Consider the following 12144-nt stretch of genomic DNA (forward strand, 5'->3'; position numbering starts at 1 on the left):
TTCGCACAGGCAGCGGTGCGCGATGGACGATCTGATCGCGGCGTGGCTACGATCGAGGTGAAGCGAACCGATGCGGCGAAGTTTTCGGAGGTAAGTGCATGCACTATCAGCTTTACTACTGGCCGATGATCCAGGGCCGCGGCGAATATGTCCGCCTCGCGCTCGAGGATGCGGGCGCCGGCTACACCGATGTCGCGCGCGCCAAGGGCGGCATGGGTGCCATGACGAAGATGATGGAGGCACACAAGGGCACGCCGCCCTTTGCGCCGCCGTTCCTCAAGGCCGGCAGTCTCGTGATCGGACAGACCGCCAACGTCCTGCTCTATCTCGGCGCGCGCCACGGCCTGGCGCCGAAGGCTGAGGGCGGAAAGCTCTGGGTGCACCAGCTGCAGCTGACGATCGCGGACTTCGTGGTGGAGATCCACGATACCCATCATCCGCTCGGGCCATCGCTGTATTACGAGGACCAGAGGGCTCCGGCGAAGAAGCGCACCGAGGAGTTCTGGGATTCGCGGGTGCCGAAATATCTCGGCTATTTCGAGGACCTCGTGCAAGCCAACCGCGGTGCGTTCGTCACCGGCCGCCGGCTGACCTACGCCGACCTGTCGCTGTTCCAGATCGTGGAAGGCCTGCGCTATGCATTTCCGAAGCGGATGGCGGCGTTCGAGAAGAATATCCCGCGGCTGATCGCGCTGCGCGATCGCGTTGCCGAGCGGCCGAACATCAAGGCGTATCTGTCGAGCGAGCGGCGGATTCCCTTCAACGAAGAGGGCATTTTCCGGCGCTACAAGGCGCTGGATTTGTAGGCCCCGTCATTCCGGGGCGCGCGAAGCGTGAACCTCAGATGCGCAATTGCGCGTCGGGGAATCTCGAGATTCCGGGTTCGGTCCTGCGGACCGCCCCGGAATGACTGTCGTCATCGGCTCCGCCCATCCACCGGCGTCATCGCGATCTTCGACAGATCGATGCCATCGATGCAGCTGACATTCAGCGCCACGATGTCGGTGCCGTCGGGCTTCTTGCCGCGCGCGAACACGTCGACGCCGCAATCGACGCAAAGTTGATGGCGGATCGCATGGCGGTTGAAGAGATATTCCTTGAGGTTCTCGGCGCCGGCGCGAAGCTGGAAGCTCGACGGCGGCATGAACACGAAGTGCAGGCCCTTCTTGGTGCAGATCGAGCAGTTGCAGGCCGTCACCATGGCCATATCGGTGGTGCATTCGAAGCGGACCTGTCCGCAATGGCAACCGCCGGTGTAGGTCTTGCTCTCCGCCATGATGATCCCTCACCACAGCCCGGGCACGAGGCGGTAGCGCACCCGTGCCGCATAATCGGCGTAGCCTGACAATCCCGTCGCCAGCGTGCGCTCCTCGATCCCTGTGCGGATCGCAAACATCACGAAGAACACCGGCACGAAGGCGAGGCCCCACCAGGAGCCGAGCGTCAGCGGCACGCCGATGAAGAACAGCATCACGCTCGTATACATCGGATGGCGGACCAGCGCGTAGGGACCGGTCGAGATGACGTGATGGTCGCGCTCGGTCTGCACCTTCACGACCGGGGCGGCGAACGAGTTGGTGCGGAACACCCACAGGATCGCCACGGTCGAGACCAGATACAGCGCAAGGCCGAGCACGATCAGCGTCACGCCGTCATTGACGCCGCCAAAGCGCCGGTCGAGCCCCATCGCGACGAACCACAGCACCGCAACGACCAGGAACACCAGCATGAACCGCTTGTCCTCGGTTGGCTGGCCCTCGCGCGCGGTGAGGCGCATGCGCTCGGCCAGCAGCCCGGGATCGACCTTGGCGAGCCACAGCCCGCAGGCCGGGCCGATCACGGCCGAGGCGATCAGATAGGCCCATGCGCCGGGCCAGTGCAGCGTACCTGCGAAGGCAAACAGCAGCACGGCCATGGCGATGACGAAGAAGGTATTCTGCAGAAGGAGCTTTGCGATCATGAGCGGCTCCGCGCGATTCCAGTCGATATTATCGCACCCTTTTCCCGGCAAACATGCGACCGCAGCGATCAACTTTCGGAGCAGGCGAGGCGTTCCTGCGTCGCGACTGTATTGACAATCATATAAGCAATTGCTTATATATTTTCATGCCCGCCGCCACGCAGCTGACCGACGTGTTGAAGACCCTCGCGGACCCGACGCGGCGGGCGGTGTTCGAGCGGATTGCGCGGGAAGGCGAGATCGCCGCGACCGGCCTGGTGCAGGGTTCAAAGGTGTCGCAGCCGGCGGTGTCGCAACATCTGCGCGCGCTGCGCGATGCCGGGCTGGTCGCCGAGCGGCGCGAGGGCCGGCACATCCATTATCGCATCGCGCCGAAGGGGCTCGGTCCGCTGATCGACTGGCTTGGCCACTACGAGACGTTCTGGGCCGAGCGCTTCGCAAATCTGGAACGGCTGTTGAAGGAGAGTGAGTGATGGGTGAGACGCACGCGATCACGGTCGAGAAGGTGCTGCCTTACGCGGCCGAGAAGATCTGGCGGACGCTGACGACGAGCGATCGGATCGCGAAATGGCTGATGCCGAACGATTTCGTGCCGGCCGTTGGCCATCGCTTCAATTTCCACACCAAGCCGATGGGCGACTGGGACGGTGTCGTGCATTGCGAGGTGCTGGATTGCGATCCGCCGCGCCTGTTGCGCTACTCCTGGAAGGGCGGCGCTGATACCAATCCGGAATACGGCTCGAAGCTCGACACGATCGTCACCTGGACGCTGACGCCGGTCGAAGGCGGTACCCATCTGCGGATGGTGCATGACGGCTTCGTGCTGCCGGGCAACCGCTTCGCCTTCGACATGATGAGCCCGGGATGGGGCCGGGTGCTCGACGCCATCGCGCGCATCACCGGCGAGGGCTGATCACTCGTTGTTGCCGCGGCGAACAGTGATCGAGGCGTCGGTCTTGTTGCGGGTGCATTCGAGGTTGAGGCGGCGATAGCGCATCGTGATGGTGTTGCCGCGCAAGATGCCCATGCGCTTCAGGCAGCGCGAGGTGCCGGTGACGGCGTCGTCCTTCGGCACGGTGAAGATCAGCGCCGTGGCGGAGCCCACCAGGTTGAAGAACTCCGGCTTCATCTTGCGATCGGTCTTGGCGTAGAGCTCGATCGAATAATCCTTGCCGCGGCAGCCGAGCGACAATTCCTTCGCCGCCGGGTGCGTGAGGTAGGTGATGTTGGCGGCGCTGAAATTGACCTTCAGCCCGTCGATCTGGCCGGCGAGCTGCTTGGCGATGTCCACGCAGGGATCGGCATGCGCAGGCGCTGCGACGAAAACCGCCGCCAGCGCGAACAGCGCGGCCGGCAGAGTGGAGCGGATGCTCAAAGGCAAGCGTCGGCGCAACGATGCTGTCACGAAATACCCCCCGCGGTATGAAAGTACGCGAAGTTACATGCAGGCTCCCGCGGAGCGCGTCAATACGGCGACGTCAGGACGCGCACCTGCCGTCCGGCGCTTTGGAAGCCCCGGCGGCCCGGCGTTCGCAATCGTTGCCATACGTCTTGCCGTCGCAGCCGCATACCGGCTTGAAGATCTTGTTGCAAATCGTCGGGCGGAACGCGCAGGTGCCGGTCTGGTCGAAGCGGCCGCAGGTCCCGGGCTTGAACTGGCAGAACTGGGTCCAGCAAGGCCGCCGCACGGCTTGCCGAGGCGGGCGGCATCGGCGCCGGTCGGGATCGCGATCAACATGGCCAGCGCCGCGAGCCAGACGAAAAGCGCTGTCTTCATGAAGGTCTCCTGATGGCTTCCTGATGGTTTCCCTGGCCGTTCCGCGGCTTGCCGGCGTTGTGGCAACCTGGGATTACGATGGCATGAAATATAGCACGTGGATTGCCAGTCCCGCGCATGGCTGGAAGGCGGCCCGCTTCCCTTTCCTTTGTCGGAAAAAGGCTTAGAACGGCTCTACATTGCCGGCGGCCCCGCGGCCGGCACCGGCCTTTCGAAACCGACGAGCAGCTCATGAACGCCCCCTCAGCCTTTCCCGACCAGCAGAAGCCCGTTCCGCCCTACAAGCACACGCCTCTGTTCCCGCTTGGTGCCGACACCACGCCCTACAAGAAGGTCACGAGCGATGGCGTCCGGGTCGAGAAGGTGTTGGGCAAGGACATGCTCGTGGTGTCGCGGGAGGCGCTGCGCGCGCTCTCCGAGGCCGCCTTCGGCGACATCAACCACTATCTGCGGCCGGGCCACCTGAAGCAGCTGCGTTCGATCCTCGAGGACAAGGAAGCCAGCGACAACGACAAGTTCGTCGCCTTCGACTTCCTGAAGAATGCCAACATCGCGGCCGGCGGCGTGCTGCCGATGTGCCAGGACACCGGCACCGCGATCATCATGGGCAAGAAGGGATGCAACGTCATCACCGACGGCGACGACGAGGCCGCACTGTCCGAAGGCGCGCGCGATGCCTATCTGCGCCGCAATCTGCGATATTCCCAGGTAGCTCCCTTGTCGATGTATGAGGAAAAGAACACCGCCAACAACATGCCGGCGCAGTGCGAGATCTACGCCGAGGGCGACGACGCCTACAAGTTCATGTTCATGGCGAAGGGCGGCGGTTCGGCCAACAAGAGCTTCCTGTTCCAGGCGACGCCCTCGGTGCTGACCAGGGATCGCCTGCTCGCCTTCCTGAAGGAGAAGGTGCTGACGCTGGGCACCGCGGCGTGTCCCCCGTATCACCTTGCGATCGTGATCGGCGGCACCTCGGCCGAGCTCTGCATGAAGACCGTGAAGCTTGCCTCCGCGCGCTATCTCGACGCGCTGCCGACCCACGGCTCGGCCGACGGCAATGCGTTCCGCGATCTCGAGATGGAGCAGGAAATCCTCAAGATGACGCAAAGCCTGGGGGTGGGCGCGCAGTTCGGCGGCAAATATTTCTGCCACGACGTGCGCGTGATCCGCATGCCGCGCCACGGCGCCTCGCTGCCGATCGGGCTCGGCGTGTCATGCTCGGCGGACCGCCAGGTGCTCGGCAAGATCACCAGGGATGGCGTCTATCTCGAGGAGCTCGAGCACAATCCGGCGCAGTATCTGCCTGCGGTGGAGCAGTCGCTTGGCGGCGAGGTCGTCAAGATCGACCTCAACAAGCCGATGAAGGAGATCCTCGCGACGCTGTCGCAATATCCGATCAAGACCCGCGTCTCGATGACCGGCACCATGATCGTCGCACGCGACTCCGCGCATGCCAAGCTGCGCGAGCGGCTGGAGAAGGGCGAGCCGCTCCCCGACTATTTCAAGAACCATCCGGTCTACTACGCGGGTCCGGCCAAGACGCCCGATGGCTACGCCTCCGGTGCGTTCGGCCCGACCACGGCGGGACGCATGGATTCCTTCGTCGACCAGTTCCAGGCCGCGGGCGGATCGATGGTGATGGTCGCCAAGGGCAACCGCGCGGTCGCGGTGCGCGAGGCCTGCAAGAAGCATGGCGGCTTCTATCTCGGCTCGATCGGCGGCGCCGCGGCGAACCTCGCCGAGCACTGCATCAAGAAGGTTGAGGTGGTCGAGTATCCCGAGCTCGGCATGGAAGCGATCTGGCGCATCGAGGTGGTCGATTTCCCGGCCTTCATCATCATCGACGACAAGGGCAACGACTTCTTCAAGGAATTGAATCTCGGTTGAGGATCGGGGTTGATTGCGGTCGGCCTCGACGGATTTTCCAAAGGCTGGGTCGCCGTTACCATCGACGGCGACCGGCGTACGATTTCCTTTCACACCGACATTGCGGACGCGCTTTCGCGTCCGTTCGATCGCGCCGGGATCGATATCCCGATCGGTCTGACCGATGACGGCGAGCGCGATTGCGACCTTCTCGCGCGCGTGAGATTGCGCCCGCACACCTCGCGCGTCTTCACCGGCGCGCGGCGCTGGCTGTGGCAGCAGTTTGACGATCCCGATCTCGCGAATGCGGAAGCACTGCGCCGCGGCCAGACCCGCGTGTCGCGCCAGCTCTGGCATCTCGGCAAGAAGATCATGGAGGTCGACGCGTTCGTGCGCGCGAACGCCGCGCGCGATATCCGCGAGGTGCATCCCGAACTGGTGTTCTTGCAGCTGAACGGCGGCGAGCCGTTGCCGCGCAAGAAGTCGGAGGAGGGCGATGCGCTGCGCTGCAGGCTGCTGAAGCGATCAGGCTTCCGCGAGATCGATCGCTGGCTCACCGAGGTGCGCATCGGCACCGGCGCGAAGCGCGACGATGTGCTGGATGCGTGTGCAGTGGCGCTGGCTGCGCGCGAACCATGCGGAAGCGTTCCCGAAGCGCCGCCGCGTGACGCGCACGATCTGCCCATGCAGATCTGGTTCTAACTGCAGTTCGTCACCTGGTTGGAGCACAGGCTGCGCCACCAGCCGCGCACGCCGTCATGGCTCTCCACCAGCGCCCAGTGCCCGCTGCAGGCGAGGATGCGTTTCGGACCATCGTCGGTATCGAACTCACCGCCGAGCTTGCGCAACGCCGGCGTCCACTTGGCATCGACGAAGGGCGCCTGGAACAGCCCGCCCATGCGGGTGTAGCCGTTGGCGTAGCTCGCGCCGACCTTGTTGGCGGCAACCCATCCGCGCCCGGCATAAGGCTTTGGCGCGTTGCGCGGATAGCGCTTGTCATCCTCGTAGGCTTTGCCCGGCGGCATCGCGCCCTCGATCAGAAACCAGCCGTCCTTGAAGCCGATGATACGAAACTCGGTGAGCCAGCCGCTCTCCGGCGTGTTCTCGGCCCCGCCCATCTTGAGATGGTAGGGTGGCGGCAGCTTGCCGAGCACGCGTGCCTTCACCGACGGCTCAGCGCGCACGTTGAGGCCCGCGAGGTCCTTATCCTCCGACCAGGCGCCGAGGTCGCATGGCTCGGTGCCAGCGGGCAATGCGTTTCGGTTCGCGTCAAGTTCAGCCTGGCGCGCGGCAAAGTCATTGTCCGCCCCGTCCGCGTTTCCGGCAGCGATGTCGCTCGGACCGCGCGGCTTCAGTTCGGCCGACAGCGCGCGCGTGCCATCCTTGCTTAGCGTCACGACCATCATCTGACGCGGCGCGAAGACGCTTGCCGGCGTCTTCGGGTCGTCTGCGCTCGCGGTATAGACCGCGAGGTAGCCGGTGGTGCCGGCGGCATCCGTGCTGGAAGAGGTGCCCGCAACATATCCGGCCGGCACCAGCGCGACCGCGCTCGCGCGCCACGCCGGTTCGGCTTCGCTTGCCTGCTGTGCGGAAGCCGTCGTGGCTGATAACGCCATGACGGCAACGGATGCCAGGATGCGCATGCGTAGTGCGCGTGCTGCGGTTACGCTCGCGTGCCGGTGAAGGGGAAGCTGCCCATCGGGCCGATGCCCATCTCGCCGGAGATGCCGTCGCCGGAGACCTTGCCGGTGAATTCGAGCGTCAGCGGCATCGGATTGGTGATGGAAACCTTCCAGGCGACGTCGTCGCCGTTCACGGTGCCGTCGAAGATTTCGGTGGAGTTGCCCTCGGCGCCCTGCGTGCCGGTGAGCGTGCCGCCCGAGCTTGTCAGCGACAGCGTCGCCTTGCGCTCGCCCATCGGCGTCGTCATCGTGAGATTCCAGTTTCCGTCCACCGCCATTGATATCTCCCCTCCAGGTAAGGCGCTTTCAAGCGAAATGGCTACCGTTCGCGCGAAGAAAACGCGTGCGCGGGTATAGCCCATCTTGCTGCGCGCGCCTAGTTCGCGGCTGCGGCGATCAGGCGCGGGCGGCGGCGCGCAGCCGGCTTCCGACCAGGACGCGGAAGGCGACATACTGGATCGCGAAGGCGGCGATCTTGGCGCCGACCAGCACCACCGACACGTAGAACGCCCAGAGCTTCATGTCGCCGGTCGCCGCGACCGCAATGGTGCCGGCGGCGAGAATGAACATCAGCCCGGCCCAGGCGTAGCCGGCGAGGGTGGCGTATTCCGGAATCGTCTCGGTCACGATCGGCGGCAGATAGCGCAGCATCCAGCCGCGCTTGAGCATGATCGCGCCGATCGCGATGTGGCCGATCGCCGGCTTCGCCAGCACGAAGCGCGGATCGTTGGTGAAAAGCGTCGCGCCGCCGAGCACGATCACCAGCCCAAGGCTCGCCCAGGTCATGTAGCCGAGCGACTGTCCCTTGACGCGCGCATAGACCACTTGCGCAATCGCGCCCGCGATCGCAACGCCGGTGGCGATCAGGACATTGTCGGTGGCGAAATAGACCACCAGGAAGACGATGGTGGAGAGGAAGTCGCTCGCAAGCCTGGCAAATACGCTCTTCATCGTCGTGGTTTCCGTTTCCTCGGGATGATGGTTGCGATGGTGGCAGCGTCTAGCGTAAGGGCAGCGCGCCGGCCGGCGGCGTCGCGTCCTTGGCCGCGCGATGGTGCGGATACCAGTGGGTAAAGCCGACCGCGGCATTGCGTGCGGCGAAGGCGATCAACAGGCCGGTCCACAGCGGCAGCGCCGGCACGTAAAGCACCGCAATGTTGCCGATCAGCATGAGCAGCATCGCGACGATCCAGGCGCCGGTGATCAGGTAGTTGGCATGGAGGAAGCCGGGCAGCTTCGCGGTCTCGGCATCGACCTGCTCCAGCGCATATTGCCGCGTGAAGGGGTGGCCGATCATGATCGAGCCGAGCGACACCAGCAGAATGCCGGCATCGACCGCGATCTTCACCGCGGTGTTGCTCAGCGTCGCATCGACGAAGGTCAGGTAGGAGCCGATCGCGGCGAATATGACGACCGAACCGACGCCGAGGATCTTGATGCTGCGGCCGCGTGCGATGTCGAATGCGATGACGGCAAGGCAGATCAGTGCGGCACAGAGCAGGCTCACCGTGGCCGAGGTCACCAGCATCAGCATGGCGAAGGCGCCGTAGGGAGCGAGGATCAGGAAGATCGTCATGGTGAGCCTCATCGGCTTATCTTTACAGTGTAAAGATACACTAACGGTGAGCAACGGAAGCGTCAAGTGAAATCTTTACAGTGTCAAAATCGTGAAGTGATGGAAAAAAATCAAGTTTCGGCAAGGACATAAGCGTCTCGCGCTTGGCGTCCGCCGTCCCGCATTGTCATGGCCGGTCTGAAGGACGGCGTCGCTTCTGCTCGCCGATGTCCGGGCCATCCACGTCTTTCCCGCAACTGGCGATAAAGACGTGGATGCCCGGCACGAGGCCGGGCATGACGAGCGGAGGAATTGCTGCTCTGACGCGTGGGAAGATCGGCGATTACTCCGCCCCTACCCAATTGCCGTGGAATCCATCGGGCACGCGGTGGCCGAGATGGACCAGCGCGGTCGGGCCCGCTTCGACATCTTGCGCGTTGAACACGGCGAGGTCGCTGCGGTTTTCGCGGGCGCGCCAGACCACCGCGAGCAGCCAGCCGTCGCCTTCCGCGGCGTCAGCGCTGCGCTCGACGAACACAGGCTCGGAGATCGTATCGCCGGCGGGCAGCAGATAGTGGCCGAGCCGCTTGCCACGGCCGTCGACATGCACGATGCCAGACAGTGCACCGAACATCGGCAGATCGGGGTTGGCGCAGGCGTACCAGCCGTGATTGCTGGCAAATCCGGCACGGCGATCGTCGACGCGGGGAAATTCGCCGGTGAGGTCGTCGAGATAGGTTTGCGTGAAGCGGTCGGTGTTGCCGGAGAGGTCGAAGGTCCAGCGGCAATAGCGCGCGCGGTTCTTCCGCGGGTCCGTCGGCGAGCCGTCGGGATGATTGAACAGCGGCGCTTCCTCGAACTGCATCACGTCGGCGATGATGCGGTTGCCGTCTTCCCACGCGTTCATCACGTGGAAGACGTAGCAGGTCTCGGCGCGGAACCAGACGATGTCCTTTGACGCGCCGCTGCGCTTCATGACGCCGACATAGGCGCCTTTCTCCGGCTCCCAGGCATAGGGCGCCTGTCCGCGCATCGCGCGCTGCATGCTGCCGGTGATCGGCAGGATCGGAAACAGCACATGATTCTCGGTGACGATGAAGTCGTGCACCATGCTGGCATAGGGCGCCTCGAAGCGTTCGAACCGCGTCACCACGCCTGACGAACTCACCGCGCCGAACGACAGCGCCGGCGTCAGCGGGCCCGCGGCGTTGTAACCGAAGAACACCATCTCGCCGGTCGCCGGATCGATCTTGGGATGCGCCGTGAAGGGGCCCGTGATTGCGCCCTTGTAGTCGCAATAGCCGAGGCGATTGAGCGTGCCGGGTTCGATCTCGGTCGGCAGATGGCCTTCCTCCAGCGCGAGCAGGCGGCCGCCATGGAAGATGATGTTGGTGTTGGCGACGCCGCCGTCCGTCGTCGTGGTGGCCGGCGTATCCGGCATCTTGCGGCCGAAGCCGCCGAACAGGGCGCGGCCGGCATCGTGCTCGGCCTGCCATTTCGGCGTACGGACCCAGCGGTTGCGGTAGCTGGCGCGGCCGTTCTCGAGATGGAAGGCGTGCAGCATGCCGTCGCCGACGAACCAGTGCGCACCCGGCGCCTCGAATTGCGGGTTGGGACCGTTACGGTAGAGCGTGCCGTTCAGCTCTCGCGGCAATTCTCCCGAGATCTTCAGGAAGGGGGCGTCGGCTTCGAAGGGGATCGGCGCCAGATTGGTTCGCGGCGCATTGGATGTGACCTGGTCGAGCATTCCGCATCTCCCTGCATTATGATCTTTACATCGTAAAGATATCAGTAGGGATGACGCCGCCGATCGTCAAGCAAAATCTTTACAGTGTAAAAATTGCGACCTATAAGGGCCGCATGGCAAGAATCTCCAAAGAAAACAAGGCGACTCGCCCGGCACGGGCTCCGACCCGCCGGGTTGCGCGGACTGCGGCAGCTCGTCCGGTCCGACGGCGCCGCGCCAACGACACACCGTATCATCACGGCGATCTGCATGAGGCGCTATTGAAGGCCGCCGAGCGCGTGCTCGAGCGTGATGGATTGGCGGGGCTGACATTGCGTGCGGTGGCGCGCGAGGCCGGCGTGTCGCACGCCGCGCCGACGCATCATTTCGGCGATCTCACCGGTTTGCTCAGCGAACTTGCGGCGATCGGTTTCCGGCAATTTGGCCTCGCGATGGCGGCTGCGGATGCTTCGGCGGCCACGACGCCCGAAAAGGGCGTGGCGAGCGCCAAGGCTTATGTTGCCTATGCGCAGGCACATCCCGGCATGTACGGGCTGATGTTCCGCAGCGAGCGGCTCGATCATTCGCGGCCGTCGCTGCACGAGGCGTCCGAGGCTTCGTTCGCAGGGCTGACCCGCGGCGTCGGCGCCAGCCGGCACGAGCAGATTTCCAAGGAGCAGCTTACGCTGGATCAGGCCGCCGCGATCGCGTCCGCCTGGTCGCTGGTGCATGGTTTCACCATGCTGCTGCTCGACGGACGCCTCAAGACGATTCTGGATCGGTCACCGGAGGGCACGTCCGCGGAAACGCTGTTGACCGCGATGCTGCGATTGTCCGCGGGCCGCTCGGCGCGGCCGTAACGAAGCAACCCTTGTCGTGCCGGCGCGTTGACGCGGCATGGCACGATCACCGCGCGTTCCCTGGAAACGTCCGAACCCGCGCAAGCGGGCGGGCAAGGCGTCCGAGCATTTGTCGTCGCGGAAGAAGGCGGCCGCCAAGGCCGCCGCGCAGCGTGCTGGACGGCGTTATCCCAACCTCGTGGACAACATGCGCATGGCAGCAAAGACGAAGCGCAGGACGAAGACGTCCGGACGCAAGCGGGCGGCGTACAAGCGCCCGGCCGCGAAGAAGAGCACAGCGAAAAAGCGCAAGGCGGCTAAAGCCAAGGCGACAACAACAACAACCTCGACGCGGAAGCGCGCCGGCCGTGCACGCGAAAAGGATCCGCGCGGCGGGCTCACTGCGGCGGGACGCAAGGCATTCGCCGAGAAGCAGGGGGCGCATCTGAAGCCCGGCGTCATGAAGAAAGAGTCCGAGATGACGTCGCAGGACATGCGCCGCAAGGGCAGCTGGGCGGTGCGTTTCTATGGCCGCAAGAAGCTGCCGCCGCTGGTCGACGACCGGGGACGGCCGACGCGGCATGCGCTGTCGGCTCATGCATGGGGTGAACCCGTTCCCAAGACAGTGGCCGCCGCGCGCCGCATCGCGGCCAAGGGCGAACGGCTGCTGCAACGCTACAAGCGCGCGAGGCAGAAGGGCTGAGATTCTCTTCACCTCGCCCCGCCTGCGGGGAGAGGT

General features: G+C 64.7%; 16 protein-coding genes. 7 read left to right on the forward strand and 9 right to left on the reverse strand.

Translation table 11 applies throughout. The features are described 5' to 3' along the window. The first annotated feature begins 98 nt into the window (after positions 1-98). Positions 99-806, forward strand: a complete 708-nt coding sequence (locus AKL29_RS37370; RefSeq protein WP_050387628.1) for a glutathione S-transferase — start codon at positions 99-101, stop codon at positions 804-806. Positions 807-916: 110 nt separating this feature from the next. Here the strand turns inward: AKL29_RS37370 and AKL29_RS37375 are convergent, their stop codons facing one another. After that, complete coding sequence (locus tag AKL29_RS37375) at positions 917-1276, reverse strand: GFA family protein (RefSeq protein WP_016844775.1); 360 nt, start codon at positions 1274-1276, stop codon at positions 917-919. Positions 1277-1285: 9 nt separating this feature from the next. Further along, positions 1286-1960, reverse strand: coding sequence for a methyltransferase family protein (locus tag AKL29_RS37380; RefSeq protein ID WP_050387629.1), 675 nt, complete (start codon positions 1958-1960; stop codon positions 1286-1288). A 146-nt stretch (positions 1961-2106) separates the two neighbouring features. On the opposite strand from AKL29_RS37380, the gene AKL29_RS37385 reads away from it, so the two are divergent. Continuing rightward, positions 2107-2433, forward strand: coding sequence for an ArsR/SmtB family transcription factor (locus tag AKL29_RS37385; protein ID WP_028339820.1), 327 nt, complete (start codon positions 2107-2109; stop codon positions 2431-2433). After that, positions 2433-2873: an SRPBCC family protein gene (locus tag AKL29_RS37390; RefSeq protein ID WP_050387630.1), complete on the forward strand. Its 441-nt coding sequence runs from the start codon at positions 2433-2435 to the stop codon at positions 2871-2873. Before AKL29_RS37385 ends, AKL29_RS37390 begins: the two co-directional genes overlap by 1 nt. On the opposite strand, the gene AKL29_RS37395 is transcribed toward AKL29_RS37390, so the two are convergent. Further along, positions 2874-3335, reverse strand: coding sequence for a hypothetical protein (locus tag AKL29_RS37395; protein ID WP_050387631.1), 462 nt, complete (start codon positions 3333-3335; stop codon positions 2874-2876). It abuts the gene before it with no gap. A 103-nt stretch (positions 3336-3438) separates the two neighbouring features. Beyond that, a complete protein-coding gene (locus AKL29_RS37400) occupies positions 3439-3648 on the reverse strand; it encodes a Kazal-type serine protease inhibitor domain-containing protein (protein ID WP_244482640.1) in 210 nt (69 codons plus the stop codon). Positions 3649-3968: 320 nt separating this feature from the next. Here AKL29_RS37400 and AKL29_RS37405 point away from each other — a divergent pair, with 320 nt between their 5' ends. Beyond that, positions 3969-5624, forward strand: coding sequence for a fumarate hydratase (locus tag AKL29_RS37405; protein ID WP_050387632.1), 1656 nt, complete (start codon positions 3969-3971; stop codon positions 5622-5624). Positions 5625-5633: 9 nt separating this feature from the next. Continuing rightward, a complete protein-coding gene (locus tag AKL29_RS37410; protein ID WP_082190809.1) occupies positions 5634-6305 on the forward strand; it encodes a DUF429 domain-containing protein in 672 nt (223 codons plus the stop codon). Here AKL29_RS37410 and AKL29_RS37415 read toward each other — a convergent pair. The 5 genes from AKL29_RS37415 to AKL29_RS37435 all read right to left on the reverse strand — a co-directional run bounded on the left by AKL29_RS37415 (position 6302) and on the right by AKL29_RS37435 (position 10587). Further along, a complete protein-coding gene (locus AKL29_RS37415; RefSeq protein ID WP_050387633.1) occupies positions 6302-7246 on the reverse strand; it encodes a hypothetical protein in 945 nt (314 codons plus the stop codon). The genes AKL29_RS37410 and AKL29_RS37415 overlap by 4 nt on opposite strands. A gap of 20 nt (positions 7247-7266) precedes the next feature. Continuing rightward, a complete protein-coding gene (locus tag AKL29_RS37420; RefSeq protein ID WP_050387634.1) occupies positions 7267-7563 on the reverse strand; it encodes a hypothetical protein in 297 nt (98 codons plus the stop codon). A gap of 118 nt (positions 7564-7681) precedes the next feature. Next, on the reverse strand, positions 7682-8236 hold the full coding sequence (locus tag AKL29_RS37425) for an inner membrane-spanning protein YciB (protein ID WP_050387635.1): 555 nt from the start codon (positions 8234-8236) through the stop codon (positions 7682-7684). Positions 8237-8285: 49 nt separating this feature from the next. Continuing rightward, positions 8286-8873 carry a hypothetical protein gene (locus AKL29_RS37430; RefSeq protein WP_152977930.1) on the reverse strand — a complete coding sequence of 196 codons (588 nt, stop codon included), beginning with the start codon at positions 8871-8873 and terminating at the stop codon, positions 8286-8288. A 310-nt stretch (positions 8874-9183) separates the two neighbouring features. Next, positions 9184-10587, reverse strand: a complete 1404-nt coding sequence (locus AKL29_RS37435; protein ID WP_050387636.1) for a carotenoid oxygenase family protein — start codon at positions 10585-10587, stop codon at positions 9184-9186. Positions 10588-10700: 113 nt separating this feature from the next. Here AKL29_RS37435 and AKL29_RS37440 point away from each other — a divergent pair, with 113 nt between their 5' ends. After that, positions 10701-11426, forward strand: a complete 726-nt coding sequence (locus tag AKL29_RS37440; RefSeq protein WP_193395279.1) for a TetR/AcrR family transcriptional regulator — start codon at positions 10701-10703, stop codon at positions 11424-11426. A gap of 37 nt (positions 11427-11463) precedes the next feature. After that, on the forward strand, positions 11464-12108 hold the full coding sequence (locus AKL29_RS37445; protein ID WP_050387637.1) for a DUF6321 domain-containing protein: 645 nt from the start codon (positions 11464-11466) through the stop codon (positions 12106-12108). The last annotated feature ends 36 nt before the right edge of the window (positions 12109-12144 follow it).

Origin of the sequence: Bradyrhizobium pachyrhizi (assembly GCF_001189245.1) — a bacterium.
GTDB lineage: Bacteria > Pseudomonadota > Alphaproteobacteria > Rhizobiales > Xanthobacteraceae > Bradyrhizobium > Bradyrhizobium pachyrhizi.

What these genes read in the sequence shown, in the direction of transcription:
- AKL29_RS37370 (WP_050387628.1), top strand. Translation starts at nt 99, where the DNA reads ATGCACTATCAGCTTTACTACTGGCCGATGATCCAGGGCCGCGGCGAA.
- AKL29_RS37375 (WP_016844775.1), bottom strand. Translation starts at nt 1,276, where the DNA reads ATGGCGGAGAGCAAGACCTACACCGGCGGTTGCCATTGCGGACAGGTC.
- AKL29_RS37380 (WP_050387629.1), bottom strand. Translation starts at nt 1,960, where the DNA reads ATGATCGCAAAGCTCCTTCTGCAGAATACCTTCTTCGTCATCGCCATG.
- AKL29_RS37385 (WP_028339820.1), top strand. Translation starts at nt 2,107, where the DNA reads ATGCCCGCCGCCACGCAGCTGACCGACGTGTTGAAGACCCTCGCGGAC.
- AKL29_RS37390 (WP_050387630.1), top strand. Translation starts at nt 2,433, where the DNA reads ATGGGTGAGACGCACGCGATCACGGTCGAGAAGGTGCTGCCTTACGCG.
- AKL29_RS37405 (WP_050387632.1), top strand. Translation starts at nt 3,969, where the DNA reads ATGAACGCCCCCTCAGCCTTTCCCGACCAGCAGAAGCCCGTTCCGCCC.
- AKL29_RS37415 (WP_050387633.1), bottom strand. Translation starts at nt 7,246, where the DNA reads ATGCGCATCCTGGCATCCGTTGCCGTCATGGCGTTATCAGCCACGACG.
- AKL29_RS37420 (WP_050387634.1), bottom strand. Translation starts at nt 7,563, where the DNA reads ATGGCGGTGGACGGAAACTGGAATCTCACGATGACGACGCCGATGGGC.
- AKL29_RS37425 (WP_050387635.1), bottom strand. Translation starts at nt 8,236, where the DNA reads ATGAAGAGCGTATTTGCCAGGCTTGCGAGCGACTTCCTCTCCACCATC.
- AKL29_RS37430 (WP_152977930.1), bottom strand. Translation starts at nt 8,873, where the DNA reads ATGAGGCTCACCATGACGATCTTCCTGATCCTCGCTCCCTACGGCGCC.
- AKL29_RS37435 (WP_050387636.1), bottom strand. Translation starts at nt 10,587, where the DNA reads ATGCTCGACCAGGTCACATCCAATGCGCCGCGAACCAATCTGGCGCCG.
- AKL29_RS37440 (WP_193395279.1), top strand. Translation starts at nt 10,701, where the DNA reads ATGGCAAGAATCTCCAAAGAAAACAAGGCGACTCGCCCGGCACGGGCT.
- AKL29_RS37445 (WP_050387637.1), top strand. Translation starts at nt 11,464, where the DNA reads ATGGCACGATCACCGCGCGTTCCCTGGAAACGTCCGAACCCGCGCAAG.